This is a genomic window from Rhizobium sp. NZLR11, from assembly GCF_019685115.1.
Taxonomy (GTDB): Bacteria; Pseudomonadota; Alphaproteobacteria; order Rhizobiales; family Rhizobiaceae; genus Rhizobium.
This window is the reverse complement of sequence record NZ_JABDWD010000017.1, coordinates 39,853-59,380: the sequence shown is the minus strand read 5'-3', so window position 1 is coordinate 59,380 and position 19,528 is coordinate 39,853. Positions and strand designations below refer to the sequence as shown.

Sequence of the window (19,528 nt, the reverse complement as noted above, 5' to 3'; positions counted from 1 at the left end):
TCATCCGGTCGAAGCCCGCTCAGGCTTTGGCCGGGTCACTTCTGTTGCAAACGATCTGGAACGACGATGCTCGATATCAAATGGATCCGTGAGAATCCCGAAGCGCTCAATGCCGCTCTTGCCAAGCGCGGCGCGGAGCCTCTGGCCCAAAGCCTCGTCGCCCTCGATGAAAAGCGCCGCTCTGCCGTGCAGAAAGCGCAGGACTTGCTGTCTCGCCGCAATCTCGCCTCCAAGGAGATCGGCGCGGCGCTGTCCCAGAAGAATGGCGAGCTTGCCGAGAAGCTGAAGGCCGAGGTCGCCGAATTGAAGACCCTGCTGCCGGCGATCGAGGAGGAGGACCGGCTACTGACGGCCGAACTCGCCGACGCGCTCTCTCGCATCCCCAACATACCTTTCGACGATGTTCCGGTCGGCAAGGACGAGCACGACAATGTCGTCACCCGCGTCGTCGGCGAAAAGCCGCGCTGGAACCATACGCCGAAGGAGCACTTCGAAATCGGCGAGGGGCTCGGCTATATGGATTTCGAGCGCGCCGCCAAGCTCTCCGGCTCGCGCTTCACGGTTCTGACCGGGTCGCTCGCCAGGCTCGAGCGTGCGCTCGGCCAGTTCATGATCGATCTCCACACCCGTGAGCACGGTTATACCGAAGTCAGCTCGCCGCTAATGGTGCGCGCTGAAGCCCTGTTCGGCACCGGCAACCTGCCGAAGTTCGAAGAGGATCTCTTCAAGACGACGGACGGTCGTTATCTCATTCCGACAGCCGAAGTGACGCTGACCAATCTGGTGCGCGAGGAAATCCTCGATCAGGAAAAGCTGCCGCTCCGCTTCACCGCCTTGACGCCGTCCTTCCGTTCGGAAGCGGGCTCGGCCGGCCGCGATACGCGCGGCATGCTGCGTCAGCACCAGTTCTGGAAATGCGAACTCGTCTCGATCACCGACGCCGAAAACGCCATCGCCGAGCATGAGCGCATGACGGCCTGCGCCGAAGAAGTTCTGAAGCGCCTAGGTCTGCATTTCCGCACGATGACGCTTTGCACCGGCGACATGGGCTTCGGCTCGCGCAAGACCTACGATCTCGAAGTTTGGCTGCCGGGACAGAACGCCTTCCGCGAAATCTCCTCCTGCTCTGTCTGTGGCGATTTTCAGGCCCGCCGGATGAACGCGCGCTACCGCGACAAGGACGACAAGAGCAACAGGTTCGTCCACACGCTGAACGGCTCCGGCACCGCTGTCGGCCGCTGCCTGATCGCCGTTCTCGAAAATTATTTGAACGAAGATGGGTCCGTCACGATTCCGGACGTTTTGCTTCCCTATATGGGCGGATTGACCAAAATCGAACGGGCGGCCTGAAGGCGATGCGCATCCTGCTGACGAATGACGACGGAATTCACGCGGAAGGCTTGGCCGCGCTGGAGCGGATCGCCCGCACGCTGTCCGACGACGTCTGGATCGTGGCGCCCGAGACTGATCAGAGCGGCCTTGCCCATTCGTTGAGCCTGTCGGAACCTTTGCGGCTACGCAAGATTTCCGACAAGCATTTCGCCTTGCGCGGCACGCCGACCGATTGCGTCATCATGGGCATCCGGCAGGTGATGGACATCAAGCCCGATCTCGTTCTCTCCGGCGTCAATTCGGGCTCGAACGTCGCAGACGACGTAACCTATTCCGGCACTATCGCCGGCGCCATCGAAGGCACGATGCAGGGTGTGCGTTCCTTCGCGCTGAGCCAGGCCTACCTCTATGAGGACGGCGCGCGCATCGTTCCTTGGGAGGTCTGCGAGACACATGCGCCGGCCCTTCTGGAAAAGCTGATGGTTCTGGACCTGCCGCAGGGCACGTTTCTCAATCTCAACTTCCCGAACTGCGGTCCCGACGAGGTCGATGGCGCCGAGGTGACCATGCAGGGCAAGCTCGCCTTCAACCTGCAGGTCGAAGCCCGCTCCGATGGCCGGGGCTTTCCCTATTACTGGCTGAAGTTCGGCGAACGCGCCGGCGCCTTCATCGAAGGCACGGATATTCATGCCCTGAAGCATAACAAGATTTCGGTAACGCCTTTGAAACTGGATCTGACCGATTATTCCGTGACGGACCGCGTGGCGCGGGCCTTGGGATACGGAGCACAGGTTTGACGGCAAGACTGGCCGAGAAAGAGGGCTTTGCGGCGCTCGTCCTTAGATTGCGTGCCGAAGGCATCTCCGACCTCGATCTGCTGACGGCGGTCGAGCAGACGCAGCGCTCGCTCTTCGTGCCGCCGCAATTTTCCGATGATGCCTATTCGAGCCGGACGATACCGATCGAATGCGGCTCCTTCCTTGAAGGCATCGATTTTGTCGTCCGCATCCTGCATCACCTCAAAGTCAAACCAGGACAGCGCGTCCTCGAAATCGGCACCGGCAGCGGCTTTACCGCCGCCGTCATCGGCAGAATGGCTGAGCGTGTTCTGTCCATCGACCGCTACAAGACGCTGACATCGGCGGCACAGCGGCGCATGGAATCGCTTGGCCTGCGCAACGTTATCATCCGCCACGCCGACGGTAGTGCCGGCATGCAGGGAGAGGGCACCTTCGACCGCATCCTGGTGACGGCGGCCTTCAATGCGATGCCGCGCTTTTATACTGACCAGCTTGTTTCCGGCGGCTCGATGATCGCGCCGTTGATGATCTCCGAAACCGAATGCCGCATGGTGCGGTTGACGAAAACCGGCAGCCGGTTCGAACGCGAAGAACTGTTCGAAGCCCCGTATCTGCCGATCGTTCCGCGCCTTGCCTCGCTGCTGTAAGCTCTACGATTTTTCACCCGTAAGCTATGGTTATCAACTTCTCAAAAATACCGCACTGATTCCAGCATCTTAACCGCGTGGTAATACTAACGCGTTTTAATAGACTCACAAATGGTTGCGTTCTCAGTGGGTCGAGTCAATGCGTTTCAGTCTTTCGCCGAAGTTCGGGAAGTCGGCCGGTAATCTTCTGGTTGTGGGTCTGTTGGCGAGTGCCGCAACAGGCTGCAGTTCCGATGTGACACGGTTTGGCGGCTTGTTTTCCTCCTCAGGGCAGGATCAGATCACCACCAGTTCCATTCCGCGCAGGGGTGGTGCTCAGGGCGATCCGGTGCCGCGCGCCGATCTCGGCGGCTCCGCCGTTGCCAGCCAGTCGGGCTACGGCGGCGGCAATGGTGCGCTGAGCCAGCCTTATCCGTCGAGCCCCAGTTATGATCCGGTCCGCACGTCGAGCGCCCGCATGGCTTCCGCACCGGTCTCGGTGCAGCGTTCCGAGCTTGCTGCGCCGACGGCTGTTGCGCCTTCCCGCCAGCGGGAAAAGGAAGTCGCGCTCGCCCAGCCTTTCCCTTCAGCGCCCCAGGCCGAAAAAAACCGATTGGTGGCCCCGGCTGCGCCGAAGCTGACGCCCGATACTCTGACGACGGGCACGACGCCGAAGGTTTCAGGCTGGTCCGGGACCAATGCCCCTTCCGTAACGCTACGTCCGGGCGAAAGTGTTGCCACGCTGTCCAGGCGCTTCGGTGTTCCGGAAAAGGAAATCCTGCGGGTCAACAACCTGAAGACGGCTTCCGCCGCTGCGCCCGGCCAGGCGATCCTGATCCCGACCTTCAATGGCGGCAATGCCGCCAAGGCGGCGTCGCAGGCGGCCGATCTTTCCAGGCCCGGCAAGATGCCGGAACCGGTGAAGGCTCCTGAGCAGAACGTCGCCGTCATTCCCGGCGCCAATTCCGCCCGCGACAAGACCATGGCGAGCGCCGATTCTACCGGCAAGCTTCCGGCCGGCGCCGGCAAGGATCCGAAAGCGCCTGCCGGCAGCTACGTCGTCAAGCAAGGCGATTCGCTGGCAAAGATCGCCAAGGCGACCGGTAGCAATATCGACGATCTGAAGGCCGCCAACAAACTTTCGGCCAACTCGCTCCGGATCGGCCAGGCCCTGAAGATCCCGAACGGCACTGCCGACAATATCAAGACGGCGTCGATCCAGCCCGAGAAGGTCGATCCGAAGCCGGCTCAGACAGCGCCGGCCCAGCAGACGGCCTCCGTTCAGCCAGCGCCCTACAAGGCGCCGGCCGCCACCCAGACGGTCGACGATGTCGAAAAGAAATCTGACGTCAGCTCCGCCGCACCGGAATCGACCGGCATCGGCAAGTACCGTTGGCCGGTCCGCGGTCAGGTCATTGCTTCATACGGCGCTAACGTCAACGGCAACCGCAATGACGGCATCGACATCTCGGTTCCGCAGGGAACGCCGATCAAGGCCGCCGAAAATGGCGTCGTCATTTATGCCGGCAACGGCCTGAAGGAACTCGGCAACACGGTTCTCGTCCGTCACGACGACGGCACCGTCACCGTCTACGGTAATGCCGATACTTTGAGCGTCGCTCGCGGCCAGAAGATCCAGCGTGGCCAAACCGTCGCCGTCTCCGGCATGAGCGGCGACGTCAAGCAGCCGCAGGTCCATTTCGAGGTGCGCAAGGACGCATCCCCGGTCAACCCGATGACTTTCCTGGAATAGGTATAGCGTACCAGGAAACGAGAAAAGCCCGGCAACAGCCGGGCTTTTGTCATTCAATGCATATCATTCTAAATTAGACCCGGTCGATGTGAACGCGCATGCGTCCGGCCAAGTCCTGAATATACTGCCAGGCGACACGGCCGGAGCGCGCCCCGCGCGTCGTTGCCCATTCCAGCGCTTCGGCATGCATCTTGCCGCGTTCGAGCCCGAGCTTGAAGTGATCGGCATAGCCGTCGATCATGCCGAGATAGTCTTCCTGGCTGCATTTGTGGAAGCCGAGCCAGAGGCCGAAGCGGTCGGACAGCGAAACCTTCTCTTCCACCGTCTCCGACGGATTGATCGCCGTCGACTGCTCGTTTTCCATCATGTGGCGCGGCAGGAGATGGCGCCGGTTCGATGTGGCATAGAAGAGTACATTGTCCGGCCGCCCCTCGACGCCGCCGTCGAGTGCTGCCTTCAGCGATTTGTAGGCGGTGTCGTCATGATCGAAGGACAGATCGTCGCAGAAGACGATCACGCGGTACGACGTGTCCTTCAAGAGGTCGAGCAGATTGGGAAGGCTGGAGATATCCTCGCGATGGACTTCGACCAGTTTCAGCGAGACACCACTTTCGCGGCTGACATCCTCGTGCACGGCTTTGACCAGCGAGGATTTTCCCATGCCGCGTGCGCCCCACAGCAGCACATTGTTGGCGGCATAACCCTCGGCGAAACGCACCGTATTCTCATGCAGAATGTCGCGCACATGATCGACGCCGCGGATGAGCTTCAACGCCACCCGGTTCGGCTTCTTCACAGGCTGCAGATGCTGGCGCAGAGGCGCCCAGACGAAACAGTCGGCAGCATCCCAGTCGTTGAGGGCAGGCGCCGGCCCGGCAAGACGCTGGAGGGCATCGGCGAGCCGTTTCAGTTCGGCAAGCAGGGCATTGTTGATTTCCTCGGTCATCGCAGGCCTCCTGTTTTTCGCTGCGGCAATCCGCTTTGATCTTTCGCTGCGGGGTAGCATGGCGTTTTAACGCCGGAAAGGTTATGAGGCAGCGGAATCGGTACTGTTTCCGGCTGTTTCTGTTGCATTCACCGAAGCCGTAACTATAGTCCGGCAACCTGAAAAAAGAGGCGGTGTTCCGCCGTGAAGCCTGAGGAGTTTAGCATGTTCATCACCCCGGCATTCGCCCAGAGTGCGACCGACACCGCAACCGGTTTCGGTGGCTCCGGTTTCGAAATGATCATCCTGTTCGTGCCGCTGATGGTCGTCTGGTACTTCCTGCTGATCAGGCCGCAGCGCGCGCAGGCAAAAAAGCGTGACGAGACCCTGAAGGCGATCCGTCGCGGCGACCAGGTCGTCACCGGTGGCGGTCTTGTCGGCAAGGTTACCAAGGTCGTCGACGACAAGGAAGTCGAAGTCGAGATTGCCGACGGCGTTCGCGTACGCATCGTCCGCAGCGGCATCTCTGAAGTGCGGGTCAAGGGTGAACCCGTCAAGGCCGACGCAGCGTAACGAGCGATAACGGCAGGACCGCCGGATCGGAAGATCGTCGAGAGAATGTTGCATTTTTCCCGCTGGAAAACACTTCTGATTTGGCTGGCCGCGTTTGCGGCCATCGTCATCGCTGCGCCCAATCTGCTGAGCGAGGAGCAGCGTTCCGCTCTGCCGGGCTGGTTGCGTCACGACCGCGTGACGCTCGGTCTCGATCTGCAGGGCGGCTCGCATATCGTTCTGAAGGTCGAGCGTTCCGATGTCGTCAAGGACCGCCTGGAAGAGGCGGTCGCCAATGTGCGCAATGCGCTGCGTGGCGCCGGCATCCGCTATACCGGGCTGACCGGCAATGACCAGACCGTTACTGTCCGCATCACCGATCCGGCCGAGACGCAGAAGGCGGTTGATCTCCTGACACCTTTGACGGCGACTGCCGGCAGTTTAGGGCCGGAGGTGGCGCTGCGGCGGGGCGAGGAGGGACAGCTCTCGCTGCAGATTTCCGACGCCGGCATCACAGCTGACGTCGCTTCCGCCCGGACTCGATCGCTCGATATCGTTGCCCGCCGTATCGCTGGATTCGGCCATGCGAATTTCCTTGTTCACCCCGATGGCGCCGACCGGATCGTCGTGCAGGTGCTGGGATCGGTCGATGCGGAACGGCTGAAAAACCTGCTCAACCAGCCGGCCAAGCTTTCCTTTCATCTGATCGATGCAAGCATGTCGGGGCAGGAGGCGCTGAACGGCCGTTGGCCCGCGACATCGCAAGTGCTCTATTCGCTTGATGATCCGCCGATCCCATATCTCGTCGACCGCACGGCTTTCGTCTCCGGCAGCAATATGGTCGATATCGAGCCTGTCGTCGATCCACAGACGCAGGATACCTCGATTACTTACCGCCTCGATGCCGAAGGCACGCAGCGGCTGGCGGAGGTGACGGGGCAGAATATCGGCAAGCACCTTGCCATCGTCTTCGACGACCAGGTGATGTCGTCACCGGTTATCGATGCGGCGATCACTGGCGGCGAGGGCGCGATTTCGGCGAACTTCTCCGAGGATGGCGTCCGCGATCTTGCGATCATGCTGCGCGCCGGCGCCCTGCCGGCGACGCTGACGAGCGTCGAGGAACGCAGCGTCAGCCCAAGATTTGGCGCTGATTCGATCTTCAGTGGCCTTGTTGCCGGCCTCGTCGCCGTCGTGCTGGTCGCAGCACTGATGATCGCGCTCTACCGCATTCTCGGCGTCATCGCCGTCGTCTCGCTGTTTTTCAACCTGATTCTCATCGTTGCGGTGCTGAGCCTTGCCGGCGCGACGCTCACCTTGCCCGGGATTGCCGGCATCGTGCTCATCGTCGGCATGGCGGTCGACTCGAACGTTCTGATCTACGAGCGCATCCGTGAAGAGGAGAAAACCACCCATTCCTTCGCAGAGGCCGTCGGCCGCGGTTTCACGCGCGCATTCGCAACGATCGTCGACGCAAATGTCACGATCTTTATCGCCGCGATCATCCTTTTTTACCTCGGCAGCGAATCCATCCGCGGTTTCGCGGTGACGCTGGCGGTCGGCATCCTGACGACAGTCTTCACGGCCTTCACGCTGACGCGCTCGATCGTCGCCGGCTGGCTGAAAGGCCGCCATCCCCGGCATCTGCCGAAGAGCGTTCTGACCGATCTCTTCGAACACGCCAATATCCGTTTCATGGGAATCCGCCGTTATGTCTTTACGGCGTCAGCGGTCATCTCGCTGATTGCCATGGCCGCCTTTGCTACCGCCGGCCTGCGTCTCGGCATCGATTTCACCGGTGGCTCGCTCATCGAGGCGACGGCGAAGCAGGGCAATGCCGACCTCGCCGATCTTCAATCACGCCTCAACGATCTCAATCTAGGCGAGGTGCGTGTGGAGCGCACGGGCGGGCCGTCGAATGCGCGGATCAGCATCGCGTCCCAAGGCGGCGGCGAAAATGCCGAACAATCCGCGGCGACGCTGGTGCGCGGCGAGCTCCAGGAGGATTATGACTTTCGCCGCGTCGAGGTCGTCGGCCCCGCCATCTCCGGCGAATTGACGATGATGGCGACGCTCGGCGTGCTTGCAGCGCTTGCGGCGATCCTCATCTACATCTGGATCCGCTTCGAATGGCAGTTTGCGGTCGGCGCCATAGTCGCAACGCTGCACGATGTCATCATCATGCTCGGTCTCTTCGTCCTTACCGGCATAGAATTCAACCTGACGAGCATTGCCGCGGTGCTGACCATCGTCGGTTACTCCCTGAACGACACGGTCGTGGTCTATGACCGAATGCGCGAGAATCTGAAGCGATACAGGAAGATGCCGCTGCCGATCCTGATCGATGCTTCGATCAATCAGACGCTGTCGCGCACCATTCTGACCGCCGCGACGACGCTGCTCGCCTTGCTCGCGCTCTATCTTTTCGGGGGCGATGTCATCCGCTCCTTCACCTTTATGATGCTCTTCGGCGTCGCTCTCGGCACCTTCTCTTCAATCTATATCGCCGCTCCCGTGTTGATCGTCTTTCGGCTACGCCCGGAGGCTCCCGACGGGGAAGAGAGCAACAAGACGGATGTTGGTGTAAAATCCGGCACGGTGGTTTGAAAACATGGCAAAAGGCATAGAAATCCGCGCCGCGCATTTCCCCGGGCGCGCGCCGATCGATAGCTACGGCAATGGCGGGTTCCGCTTTGCCGATATGTCTCATCGCGGCTCGATCCTTTGTCTTCCCTCCGGCATTCACGGTTGGGACATGGATATGTCGAAACCGCTGTCGCCTGAAAATTTTCGGCGTGTGCTCGATGAGGCTGACGAGATCGAGGTTCTGCTTGTCGGCACCGGAACTGAGCTTCGCCGTCTGCCCGAGGAATTGAAACTGGCGCTGAAATCGCGTGGCATCTCCTCCGATCCGATGAGCACCGGCGCGGCGGTACGCACCTTCAATATCATGCTCGCCGAGCAGCGCGCCGTCGCTGCGGCATTGATCGCGGTCTGACGATGGCTGAAGCCAATAGTGCGACGAACCAGGAGATCTGCCTGGCGATGCTCCGTGACAGCGACCGCGACCGTTATCTTGCCTGTCTTTTGTCGCCGGAGGAAAAGCGCGGCGCGCTTGCAGCTCTCTATGCCTTCAATGCCGAGCTTGCCCGCATCCGTGATCTCGTGCACGAGACTTTGCCCGGCGAGGTGCGGCTGCAATATTGGCGGGATCTGCTGGAAGGCAGCGCACACGGGTCGACGGCAGCCAATCCCGTCGCCGCCGCACTTCTGGCGGCGATCGAAACCCATCGCCTTCCGCGCAAGACGCTGATCGACATGATCGAGGCCCGCACCTTCGATCTCTATGATGATCCGATGGAAACGCGTCTTTCACTCGAAGGTTATGCCGGCGAGACGGCATCAGCCCTCATTCAGCTTGCAAGCCTCGTGCTGTCGCCTGAGGAGGCCGCACGATCGGCGAATGCTGCCGGCCACGCCGGCGTCGCCCAGGCTGTCGCTGGCCTGTTGCTGCTGATGCCGCTGCATCGCCGCCGTGGTCAGGTCTATATTCCGCTGCAGATCCTTTTCGCCACCGGGCTCGACCGCGATTCCTTCCTTGCCGGCGAAGACAGGCCACGCATCGCAGCCGCCATCGAGGCCTTCGCCGGCCTCGGTCGCGAGCATCTGGTAAAGGCGCGGGCGGCGGGGCCGATTGCGCCGGCGGTCTTTCCGGCCTTTCTGCCGGCGACCCTTGCCGAACCGGTACTCGTCAACGCGCAGAAACGCGGCGCTTTGATATTTGACCGGCCGCTGCAGTCGCCGCAATGGCGCCGCCAGTTGCAGATGGGGCTGGCCGCGGCGCGCCGCAAAATCTGACATCGGGTCAAATTCGCGCAAGTCTCGCGCGTTAGAAGGCTTGAACCGCTACCCCATTGAACGGAGACTCGGCGTGGGCATTATCGTCTGGTGCGTTCTTTTCACCATCGTTATCTTCTTTGCTTTTGTGGCAACGCGCATGGCTGCGCAAAACAAGGAAGACGGCCTGCACGATACAGGCCTCGCCATCATCGAGTTCGGCCGCGCTTTTCCGACCGAGGCGATCCGCCAGTTGCAGGCAACGGAAAACGGCCAGGCCATCTTCGTGCGTCTGCACGACAACAAAGCGGGCTTCATGCGCAATATGTCACGCCACTTCGCCTGCCATCTGATCGAGCCAGGCCGCGTGCGCGTCGTCAGCTCGCAAACGGGCAGGGGCCTGGTGATCGACTTCCTCGATGCACCCCATCACAACGGCGATTTCGAATTTGCTTCCGCTAAAGAATCCTCGGAAGTGGCGCTCTGGCTGCTCGGCAACTATATCGCCGAGCCGGATAAGGACCTGCCGCCGAGCCATATCTCGGCGGCGAACAAGCAGTAGAAGTGCTTTAGCCGAGCCAGGCGGCGCAGTCTGCAAGCGCGCGGCGTGCGATCAACTGCCGTTTCATGATCGTCTTGTCCTTGCCGCGGAAACGTTTGACGCCCTCGGGCTTGACGATCGAACCCGGCTGGAGCTCCGGAAACAGCCCGAAATTGATGTTCATCGGCTGGAATGATCGTTTACCCGGCTCCTCGTCGGTGACGATATGCCCACCGGTGATATGACCGAGCAGCGAGCCCAGCGCCGTCGTCGCCGGCGGCAGCGAGATCGCCTCGCCTTTGCGTTCGGCGGCGGCGAAACGGCCGGCCATCAGCCCGACGCTGGCGCTTTCCACATAACCTTCGCAGCCGGTGATCTGGCCGGCGAAACGCAGGCCGGGCCGCGATTTCAGCGTCAGCGACGGGTCGAGCAGGGTGGGGGAATTGATATAGGTGTTCCGGTGAAGACCGCCGAGACGGGCAAATTCCGCATTTTCCAGGCCGGGGATCATCCGAAAAATTTCCGCTTGCGCGCCATATTTCAGCTTCGTCTGGAAGCCGACCATGTTGTAAAGCGTGCCGAGCGCATTGTCCTGCCGCAGCTGCACGACGGCATAGGCCTTGACCGTCGGGTTATGCGCGTTCGTCAGCCCCATCGGCTTCATTGGCCCGTGGCGCAGGGTCTCGCGGCCGCGTTCGGCCATCACCTCGATCGGCAGGCAACCGTCGAAATAAGGCGTGCCTTCCCATTCTTTGAAACCGACCGTGTCGCCTGATATCAGCGCGTCGACGAAGGCATTGTACTGCGCCTCGTCCATCGGGCAATTGATGTAATCCTTGCCGGTGCCGCCGGGGCCGACCTTGTCGTAGCGCGACTGATACCAGCAAATATCCATGTCGATGCTCTCGCGGTACATGATCGGCGCGATGGCGTCGAAGAAGGCGAGCGAATCCTTGCCGGTTTCTGCCTGGATGGCGCTTGCGAGTGACGGCGCCGTCAGCGGCCCGGTGGCGACGATGGCAAGATCCCAGTCCCTTGGCGGCAGGCCGGTGACCTCTTCCCGCACGACCGTGATCAGCGGGTGGTCATGGATCGCCCTCGTCACCGCCTCGGAGAAGCCATCGCGATCGACGGCGAGCGCGCCACCTGCCGGAACCTGGTGCCGATCGGCAGTGGCCATGATCAGTGAGCCCGCCATGCGCATCTCGGCATGGATGACGCCGACGGCATTGCTGGTCGCATCGTCGGAGCGGAAGGAATTGGAGCAGACGAGTTCGGCAAGGCCGTCGGTTTTATGCGCATCCGTGCCGCGCACCCCGCGCATTTCATGCAGGATGACGGGGATGCCGGAGCTGGCGATCTGCCAGGCGGCTTCCGAACCGGCAAGCCCGCCGCCGACGACATGGATGGGGGAATAGGAGGAGATCGTGTTCATTCCGGGCTGATATCATGTCGGCAGGTGCGATCCAACACCCCGGAATCAAAAACGGCGCCCTGGGGCGCCGTCTTGGGAGCATCACGCTCGCTATTAGCGGCCGTTATTAACGGCCGGCTATTAGCGGAACGAGCGGGATGCGATATTGCGGATGTCGTAGCGGCTGACGCCGATATCGGACAGGGTCTGGTTCGAAAGGCCGCCGAGTTCATTGAGCGTACGGCGGTAGCTGAGCCAGCTTCTTGCAATGCGGATCGGGTTCATTGTCTTTTTCCTCTAACATATGTCCGCTGGATGGCGGGATCGCCTATCTCTCTGCGGTTGATGTTTATATAGGCGAGAACCGTCCTATTGTGCAGTGCAAATAAAAGGCGTCTGCCATGCAATTGTGCAGTGTGATGCTCGTCAATTAGGCGGTGGATATTTTTTGTGCGGGCTAACGAAAGCGGCAAAACAATGCAACCGCCGCAGCAGCCGCATGCAGACAAACGAAAACGCCCGCTGTGGGTACAGCGGGCGTTTCAATCAGAACGATCCTGCTTGGGAGGAGCAGCGGATCGCCTGGATTAGCGGGAAGAAGCCTCACGGGCAACGCGATTAATGTCCGAACGGTCGATGCCGAGATCGTGCAATTCGCGGTTGGTCATGCGGCCAAGTTCCGTGATCGTCTGACGATACTTGCGCCAGTTATTGAAAGAGCGAGAGAAGTTCATGTTAAGCCCCTTTCTGAGGGTTTCATCTGCCAGCAGCCGCCGATCGGCGCTGACCTCTATTTGATGACCAGAATATATGTTGCGGCGCGAAAGACTAAAACAGCCAAGTTTTCAGATCACCTATGCGATGCATGCAATGCTCTAGGGGTGTTTGACGCAGATTTTCCGTTTTTTGGTCAACGAATAGGCAGAATGGCTTTCAGGAAAGCAATCCCGTTTGGAGGACCGAACCGGTGCCATTGCTCAAAAACGCCGCTGCTTCCGGCGGTTCCGCCCATATATCCGCTATAAGAACGCATTCCGCCGCCGGATCGAAGTTGCCCATCTGTCCGCAGCGTTGCCGGTGCGGTGTGACGGCAATGCGGCAGGCCGGCGCCAAACGGCGGAAATCCTCGGACCGCCAATGCTTTAATTCAGTTTTTGCCGAACAAAAACGCCCGCCGGGGGAGGATCCGGCGGGCGCGTTATGGTGACCGGCAACTGGGAGGAGGAGTGTTGCCAGCCTATCGCAGCGCGCTGGGAGGAGGAGTGCGCGGCTGCGAATATCGTCGCGGACCAAGCGATCCGCGGGCGTCCGGCTGAAGCCGGGCCGGGGCGCCATCCCCGTGCTTCTATGGTTCGATAAATAGTATGACTAATGATTATTTTGCAGTGCAATAAACTCATGAGTGATATGCGATCGGCGCATACCTCTCCGTCCATATGCTGATATTAGCGCTTCTGAGGTTAGCGGCCGGTTAATGCTCGGTACAAGTTAGACCAATGAGGAAGTTGTATATTTGCGCAAGAGCGTTTGCGAACACCCGTGCTGCGTCTATAACGGCGTGAGCCGTAGCGCCGCAGTCGGCGTTGCGGAAATGAGGGGTGGAGCATGTATCGCGGCAGATTGGAGCGGGATCTCTCACTCTGGGTAGGCAAGGGCCTGCTGGGGCAGGAAACGGCAGGCGCGCTTCTCGCCGAATATGACAGCCGCCCGGCAAGCTTCAGCCTCGGGCGGGTGCTGATGGCGCTGGCGGCGGTACTGCTTGCAGCCGCCATCCTGCTGGTCGTCGCCTCCAACTGGGAGGCTATTCCGCGCCTCGTCCGCGTCGGCGTCATCCTTGCCCTGATCTGGGTGGTGCATATTGCCGCCGCTCGGATGCTCGCCCGCGGTGCGACAGCGGCGGCAAGCGGCTTGCTGATCATCGGCGCGATGAGTTTCGGCGGCGCCATCTCGCTGATCGGGCAGATGTATCATCTCTCCGGCGATGAGCAGACGGTGATGTATCTCTGGTTCGCGATTGCGACGATTTCCGCGATCCTGTTCCGTTCGGGCGCAGTGGCCGTCGTCGCCGGCTTCCTCTCCTGGGCGTCTTTCGCCGTCTATCTCGAGAATCACGACACACATTGGATAGGACTCGATCCCTGGATGGCGCCGGTTATGGCTGTGATCATTATCGGGCTGGTGCGGTATACCGGCGCCGAGCGGGCCCGCCATCTGGCCTATCTGCTTTTGATCGGTTGGCTTGCCTGGCTCTATACGCTTTATGAGGAAATCGCCGTGGCGCTCGCCTTCGCGATCGGCGGCATGGCGGCCTTCGTCCTGACGGCATTGCCGCTCCCGCGGATTACCTCCCTGCTCAGGAGCGCCGGTGCGGCCCCGGCCTTCTACAGCTTCCTTGTCGCTGCGATCGGCTTGCTGCTGCTGCATTTCGAAATCGAGGACGGCTGGCGGCTGGTGGTGCTCGGCCTGGCGACGCTTGCCGCTTCAGTGCTGGCGATTGCCCTGCATGGCAGGGACAACGGTGCGGTGCGTTATCTCGCCTACACCACGTTTGCCGCCGAAATGCTTTATCTCGCTTCCGTCACGGTCGGCTCGATCCTCGGCACGTCGAGCCTCTTCCTGTTCTCCGGTCTCGTGGTCGCACTGGTTGCCTGGATCGTCATCCGTCTCGAGCGGCGTTTTTCGGCGAATGCACAGGGGGAGCGCGTATGAGCTCGTTCATGGCAAGGCTGCAATCCGGAAAGGGCTATCTGCTTTCGGCGATCGTCGTCGCCGGCCTGCAGACCCTTATCCTCGGCACGATCATCCAGAGCCGGGCGTCGATCCTCGCCGATGGCGCCGAGGTGCTGCTGAAAACGGCGCCGGTCGATCCGCGCGATTTCCTGCGCGGCGACTATGTCGTCTTGAACTACGACATTTCCTCGGTGCTGGTGCAGACGGTTTCCGGCGGTATTCCGGTCGAGCCCGGCGAGCGGACTTTATGGGTCCGGTTGAAGAAGCAGGAGGATAGTTTCTGGACGGTGACCGAATCGTCCTTTCACGGACTGCCACCGCTACCGGAGACGGTGATTCTGCGCAGCCAGCCATTCTACAGTGGCGGACTGGCCGCGGCCGACAGCATCCGCGTCGAATACGGTATCGAGCGCTACTACGTTCCCGAAGGCGAGGGCAAGCCGATCGAGGAGGCTCGCACTGACGGCAATGTCGCAATCGCGGTGCGCGTTTCGCCAGCGGGAGGCGCACAAATCCGCAGTCTTCTCGTTGACGGCAAGCCGGTTTACGACGAGCCGCTTTACTGATCCGGCGGCAGTTCGGAAGAAGACGGCTTCCGGGCGGGAAATCCCTGTCATTTGCCGTTCATTTTTCCTTTGCCTCGACCAAATCGGGTGATATAGAGACGCCGCGCTCCGGAAGGCCTCATGTGCAGGCATAAGCATGCGGTTTTGTGAACGCGGGTATGGTGAAATTGGTAGACACGCCAGATTTAGGTTCTGGTGCCGCAAGGCGTGGGAGTTCAAGTCTCTCTACCCGCACCAAGCTGTTTGCAGGCGGGAGACTAAAATCGGTTGCCGCAGGGCAGCCGAGAGTTATCCCGAATAGCCCGCGAGTGCCGTTCCCCCTTGGGCGGAATGATACAGGAATTGGGAAAAGCCACGCGCGGCACTCGGCCGGCGTCGTGCTCATTGAAACGAACGGCGTCTGGGCACGGCCGCCACGAAATGAAGGTAGGAAGACATGCAGGTTATCGAAACGCTCGCTGAAGGGCTGAAGCGCGAAATCAAGGTCGTTATCCCGGCCAAGGACATGCAAGACAAGATGAATGAGCGTCTTGCCGATGTGAAGGACAAGGTTCGCATCAACGGCTTCCGTCCGGGCAAGGTACCCGCTGCTCACCTGAAGAAGGTCTACGGCAAGTCGATCATGGCCGACCTCGTCAACGAGATCGTCCGCGAGCAGCCGTCCGCCATCTTGTCCAGCCGCGGCGAAAAATCGGCCACGCAGCCGGAAATCGCCATGACCGAAGACAAGGATGAAGCTGACAAGATCCTCGCCGCCGAGCAGGATTTCGAATTCACGCTCTCCTATGAAGTGCTGCCGCCGATCGAACTGAAGTCGGTCAAGGGCATCAAGGTCACACGCGAAGTCATCGACATCTCGGACGACGAAGTCAACGAGCAGGTCCTGAAGGTCGCCGAAAGCGCTCGCGCCTACGAGACCAAGACCGGCAAGGCCGCGAACGGCGACCGCATCACCATGGATTACGTCGGCAAGGTCGACGGCGAAGCCTTCGAAGGCGGCACCGACCAGGGCGCCGAACTGGTGCTCGGCTCCGGCCGCTTCATTCCTGGCTTCGAAGACCAGCTCGTCGGCGCCAAGGCTGGCGACGAGAAGACCATCACCGTGACCTTCCCGGCTGACTATCCGGCCAAGAACCTCGCCGGCAAGGAAGCGACCTTCGACGTATCGGTCAAGGATGTTGCAGCACCTGCCGCTGTCGAGATCAACGACGAACTCGCCTCGAAGCTCGGCATCGAATCCGCCGATCGCCTGAAGGAAATCGTTCGCGGCCAGATCGAATCGCAGTACGGCTCGCTGACCCGCCAGAAGCTGAAGCGCCAGATCCTCGACCAGCTCGACGAGATGTACAAGTTCGAGACCCCGAACTCGCTCGTCGACGCCGAATACAACGGCATCTGGAGCCAGGTGAACAACGACCTCGCCCAGTCCGGCAAGACCTTCGAGGACGAAGACACCACCGAAGAGAAGGCACGTGAGGAATACAAGACGCTCGCCGAGCGTCGTGTCCGCCTCGGCCTCGTTCTCTCCGAAATCGGCGAAAAGGCCGGCGTCGAAGTCAGCGAAGACGAAATGCAGCGTGCGATATACGAACAGCTGCGCCAGTATCCGGGCCAGGAAAAGCAGATCCTCGAATTCTTCCGCAGCCAGCCGGGTGCCGCCGCGTCGATCCGCGCGCCGATCTTCGAAGAGAAGGTCATCGATCACCTGCTGACCGAAATCGACGTCACCGACAAGAAGGTGACCAAGGAAGAGCTGCTCGCCGAGGAAGAAGGCGAGGCTAAGACTGAGACCAAGAAGGCCGCCCCGAAGAAGAAGGCTGCCGCCAAGGCCGAAGCTGCCGACGCCGGCGAAGGCGAGGAAGCCGCTCCGAAGAAGAAGGCTGCTCCGAAGAAGAAGGCGGCTGACGAAAGCGCCGAATAATCGCTTTTCAGTTCTGAAGTCTGCAAGGCCTCGCCATTGTGCGGGGCCTTTTTCTATTATCCGGGGCCGTTCAGTCTCGAGGGTCTCCCACTATCGAGTTGTATTCCCGGCAACAGATAGTTGCGTTAAAGTATAATTCGATGCAGATTTCGCTGACGGTGGGAGGACCGGAAAATGACCGCAAAACATGACATGAAGAAATGCGTGGAAGAAATCTACGCTGTGCGCGACCGCGGCGATATCGAGGGCACGCTGGCGCTGATCGGCGAGGATTGCACCTTCCGGATGGCCGGCAATACACGGTTGGCGCCTTTTTCAACTGAATCCGGCGGGCATGCCTTTCGCCAAGTGATAGAGCAACTCATCACTGTGTGGGATCTATCCAATATCAAGACAGTCGGCATCTATGTGGACGAGGACGAGCATATGGTCTTCGCCCATCGCGAGGGTGAGGTCAGGCACATCCCATCGGGTGCGAGCTTCTATACGGAATTCGTCGACAAGATCCATTTCAGGGACGGGAAACCGGTCAAGATCGTCGAATTCGTCGACACACTGCAAGTGGCCGAGACAAGTCAGATAATCCAGGTCGCTTAGCGTAACGGAAGTCGGAGCTCCAGGCTTCGACTCCGTTGTCGTCAATGATTCCGGCTGACAGCGTATGAGCCGCCGCTGCAAGAGATGCCGGTCAATGCGCGGCAGATCGGCCGTGGGTCAGTTCCGCCACCTTGCGAATATGGTTGACCGCCGCGGTGCCGCCAGCGGTCTTGGTGAAGAGGCTGAGTGTCTCTTCCTCATCGTCGGCGACCGGCGTCAAGGCCTGATCCATATAGGTCTTCGACTTGGCATCCCGTGAGATCAGGAATGCCGAAATCGTCAGGCCGATGATCGTACCGGCAAGCGAAGCATGTTTTCGGAAGGTTTCCCAGGCAAAGCGCGGCCAGAACACCAGCGGATTTTCGCGCGGCAGGTCCGGGCGCCGCTCTGCCGGCGTCTTCAGGCGCAGCAAGCCGCTTTGCAGTGGATGCACATTTTCCAGCGGCACGGTGGTTGCGAAGGAGACGAGAACCTTGACGAGCCTTGCGAGCGGTACCCCGGTCGCCACAGCACGGCGAAGCAGGGTCTTCATGTGCTTCGGCGAATAATAGAGCGCCCAGGCCTCGTGATAGATGTCTTCCCACTCCTGCTTGCTCATTCGAGGATGCGCGGTGCAGACGTGCTCGACATCGTAGATGTTGAGATCCGCATCCATCTCGATGCCCTTCTTCCACAACACCTGATGGTCCTCGGAGCCGGGCAGCGGCGTCAGGATGAAGAATTCGATGACGTCGAGCGGCAGTTCGTCCTGGATGATCGCGATGTCGCGGCGGATCGATTCCGGCGTGTCGGCGGGGAAGCCCAGGATATAACCGGCCAGCGTCATGATGCCCTGCGCCTTCCAGGCGAGCAGCATCTTGCGGTATTCGGTAATCTTGTTCTGGTTCTTCTTGGCCGCTGTCAGATTGTCCGGATTGACGTTTTCGAGGCCGATGAAGACGCGGGTAACGCCAGCGCGCCGGGATTTCTCGATGAAATTGGGAATCTTGTGGCAGAGCGTGTCGACCTGGATCATCAGGCCGAGCGGAATGCCGTCCCGCTCCTTGAGTTCGATCAGCCTGTCGAAAATCGCCTCCCAATCCTTGTTGCGGGCGAAATTGTCGTCGGTGATGAAGAATTTGTGGATGCCCTGCGCCCAGTTCATCCGCACCAGCTTTTCGACGTCGTCAGCCGAGCGGAAGCGCGACTTGCGTCCCTGCACGTTGATGATGGTGCAGAACGAGCACTGGTAGGGACAGCCGCGTCCGGCATCGAAGCTGGTGCTGAGCCCGAGCGTGCGCTGGATATTGTCCTTCGGCAGGAACGGAACCGGCGTGCCGCCGATGCCGGGAAGGTCGTTCATGAAATTGTAAAGCGGCTTCAGCTCGCCGGCGGCCGCATCACGCAGCACCATCTCCAGCCGCCCTTCGGCTTCACCGGCGAACATCGAGATGCCCATGTCACGGCAGGCGTCGAGCCCCACCGCCTGGCCATCCAGCATCGACAGGCAGCCGGAAACATGGAAACCACCGATGGAAACCGGCAGGCCGGCCTCGCGGAACGGCCGGGCGATATCAAGCGCGCGCGGATACTGATTGGTCTGAACGCCGACCAGCGAGATCATGCCGAAATTGTCGTGGCGCTTGAACTGTGCGAGCAGCCCGGCGACATCGATCCGCGTATTGGTCTCGTCGATCACGGTGATATCGATCGCGGTGTCGGGCCCGAGCACCTGACGCTCGGCACATTCGGCGGCGATGCCGTAGAGCGCCGCGAGCGAATTGGAGGGAATCATCGCCCGCCACCAGCGGATGACGTAGCCGTCATCGTCATAATGCGACGGCTTGATCAGGATCAGCTGAAAACGTCGACGCGCAGCTTCCAAGACATGGGACAAGAGTATCTATCTTTCTTCAGAAGCTTTTGCCGGAGCAAAATAGTGTTGAAGCCATATA

Annotated in this window: 18 protein-coding genes and 1 tRNA gene; 14 read left to right on the top strand and 5 right to left on the bottom strand. The window is 60.6% G+C overall.

Annotated features, from left to right (window positions below):
* Positions 1-66: 66 nt before the first annotated feature.
* The 4 genes from serS (at position 67) to HJB83_RS25080 (ending at position 4,511) form a co-directional block, all read left to right on the top strand.
* Complete coding sequence (gene serS / locus HJB83_RS25095) at positions 67-1,350, top strand: serine--tRNA ligase (protein ID WP_207583970.1); 1,284 nt, start codon at positions 67-69, stop codon at positions 1,348-1,350.
* Positions 1,351-1,355: 5 nt separating this feature from the next.
* Positions 1,356-2,129, top strand: coding sequence for a 5'/3'-nucleotidase SurE (gene surE, locus HJB83_RS25090; protein ID WP_221132662.1), 774 nt, complete (start codon positions 1,356-1,358; stop codon positions 2,127-2,129).
* Positions 2,126-2,779, top strand: coding sequence for a protein-L-isoaspartate(D-aspartate) O-methyltransferase (locus tag HJB83_RS25085; protein WP_007628476.1), 654 nt, complete (start codon positions 2,126-2,128; stop codon positions 2,777-2,779). Before surE ends, HJB83_RS25085 begins: the two co-directional genes overlap by 4 nt.
* Before the next feature lie 139 nt (positions 2,780-2,918).
* Positions 2,919-4,511 carry a peptidoglycan DD-metalloendopeptidase family protein gene (locus tag HJB83_RS25080; RefSeq protein WP_207583972.1) on the top strand — a complete coding sequence of 531 codons (1,593 nt, stop codon included), beginning with the start codon at positions 2,919-2,921 and terminating at the stop codon, positions 4,509-4,511.
* Between the two features lie 73 nt (positions 4,512-4,584).
* On the opposite strand, the gene HJB83_RS25075 is transcribed toward HJB83_RS25080, so the two are convergent.
* A complete protein-coding gene (locus tag HJB83_RS25075; RefSeq protein ID WP_207583973.1) occupies positions 4,585-5,457 on the bottom strand; it encodes an ATP-binding protein in 873 nt (290 codons plus the stop codon).
* Positions 5,458-5,661: 204 nt separating this feature from the next.
* Here HJB83_RS25075 and yajC point away from each other — a divergent pair, with 204 nt between their 5' ends.
* The 5 genes from yajC (at position 5,662) to HJB83_RS25050 (ending at position 10,387) form a co-directional block, all read left to right on the top strand.
* Positions 5,662-6,009 (top strand): preprotein translocase subunit YajC, encoded by a 348-nt coding sequence (gene yajC, locus HJB83_RS25070; protein WP_007628493.1) that lies wholly within the window; start codon positions 5,662-5,664, stop codon positions 6,007-6,009.
* Positions 6,010-6,054: 45 nt separating this feature from the next.
* Entirely contained in the window at positions 6,055-8,595 is a 2,541-nt protein-coding gene (gene secDF, locus HJB83_RS25065; protein ID WP_221116323.1) for a protein translocase subunit SecDF, read from the top strand.
* Positions 8,596-8,599: 4 nt separating this feature from the next.
* Complete coding sequence (locus HJB83_RS25060) at positions 8,600-8,986, top strand: Mth938-like domain-containing protein (protein WP_207583975.1); 387 nt, start codon at positions 8,600-8,602, stop codon at positions 8,984-8,986.
* A 2-nt stretch (positions 8,987-8,988) separates the two neighbouring features.
* Entirely contained in the window at positions 8,989-9,846 is an 858-nt protein-coding gene (locus tag HJB83_RS25055) for a phytoene/squalene synthase family protein (RefSeq protein ID WP_207583976.1), read from the top strand.
* Between the two features lie 73 nt (positions 9,847-9,919).
* Positions 9,920-10,387, top strand: a complete 468-nt coding sequence (locus HJB83_RS25050; protein ID WP_207583977.1) for a hypothetical protein — start codon at positions 9,920-9,922, stop codon at positions 10,385-10,387.
* Between the two features lie 7 nt (positions 10,388-10,394).
* Here HJB83_RS25050 and trmFO read toward each other — a convergent pair whose 3' ends face one another.
* The 3 genes from trmFO to HJB83_RS25035 form a co-directional block, all read right to left on the bottom strand.
* Complete coding sequence (gene trmFO / locus HJB83_RS25045; RefSeq protein WP_221132661.1) at positions 10,395-11,801, bottom strand: methylenetetrahydrofolate--tRNA-(uracil(54)-C(5))-methyltransferase (FADH(2)-oxidizing) TrmFO; 1,407 nt, start codon at positions 11,799-11,801, stop codon at positions 10,395-10,397.
* Positions 11,802-11,921: 120 nt separating this feature from the next.
* Entirely contained in the window at positions 11,922-12,065 is a 144-nt protein-coding gene (locus tag HJB83_RS25040) for a DUF1127 domain-containing protein (protein WP_003539017.1), read from the bottom strand.
* Positions 12,066-12,367: 302 nt separating this feature from the next.
* A complete protein-coding gene (locus tag HJB83_RS25035) occupies positions 12,368-12,514 on the bottom strand; it encodes a DUF1127 domain-containing protein (protein ID WP_007628510.1) in 147 nt (48 codons plus the stop codon).
* 871 nt (positions 12,515-13,385) lie between these two features.
* On the opposite strand from HJB83_RS25035, the gene HJB83_RS25030 reads away from it, so the two are divergent.
* The 5 genes from HJB83_RS25030 (at position 13,386) to HJB83_RS25010 (ending at position 17,594) form a co-directional block, all read left to right on the top strand.
* On the top strand, positions 13,386-14,489 hold the full coding sequence (locus HJB83_RS25030; RefSeq protein ID WP_221132660.1) for a DUF2157 domain-containing protein: 1,104 nt from the start codon (positions 13,386-13,388) through the stop codon (positions 14,487-14,489).
* Positions 14,486-15,076 carry a GDYXXLXY domain-containing protein gene (locus HJB83_RS25025; RefSeq protein ID WP_221132659.1) on the top strand — a complete coding sequence of 197 codons (591 nt, stop codon included), beginning with the start codon at positions 14,486-14,488 and terminating at the stop codon, positions 15,074-15,076. Before HJB83_RS25030 ends, HJB83_RS25025 begins: the two co-directional genes overlap by 4 nt.
* 152 nt (positions 15,077-15,228) lie before the next feature.
* Positions 15,229-15,313, top strand: a tRNA-Leu gene (locus tag HJB83_RS25020).
* Between the two features lie 199 nt (positions 15,314-15,512).
* Positions 15,513-16,997, top strand: a complete 1,485-nt coding sequence (gene tig / locus HJB83_RS25015; protein WP_207583981.1) for a trigger factor — start codon at positions 15,513-15,515, stop codon at positions 16,995-16,997.
* 174 nt (positions 16,998-17,171) lie between these two features.
* The gene (locus HJB83_RS25010; protein ID WP_207583982.1) at positions 17,172-17,594 is read left to right on the top strand and encodes a nuclear transport factor 2 family protein; all 423 of its coding nucleotides are present in this window, start codon (positions 17,172-17,174) and stop codon (positions 17,592-17,594) included.
* A 91-nt stretch (positions 17,595-17,685) separates the two neighbouring features.
* On the opposite strand, the gene HJB83_RS25005 is transcribed toward HJB83_RS25010, so the two are convergent.
* Positions 17,686-19,470, bottom strand: a complete 1,785-nt coding sequence (locus HJB83_RS25005; RefSeq protein ID WP_221132658.1) for a radical SAM protein — start codon at positions 19,468-19,470, stop codon at positions 17,686-17,688.
* Between the last annotated feature and the right edge of the window lie 58 nt (positions 19,471-19,528).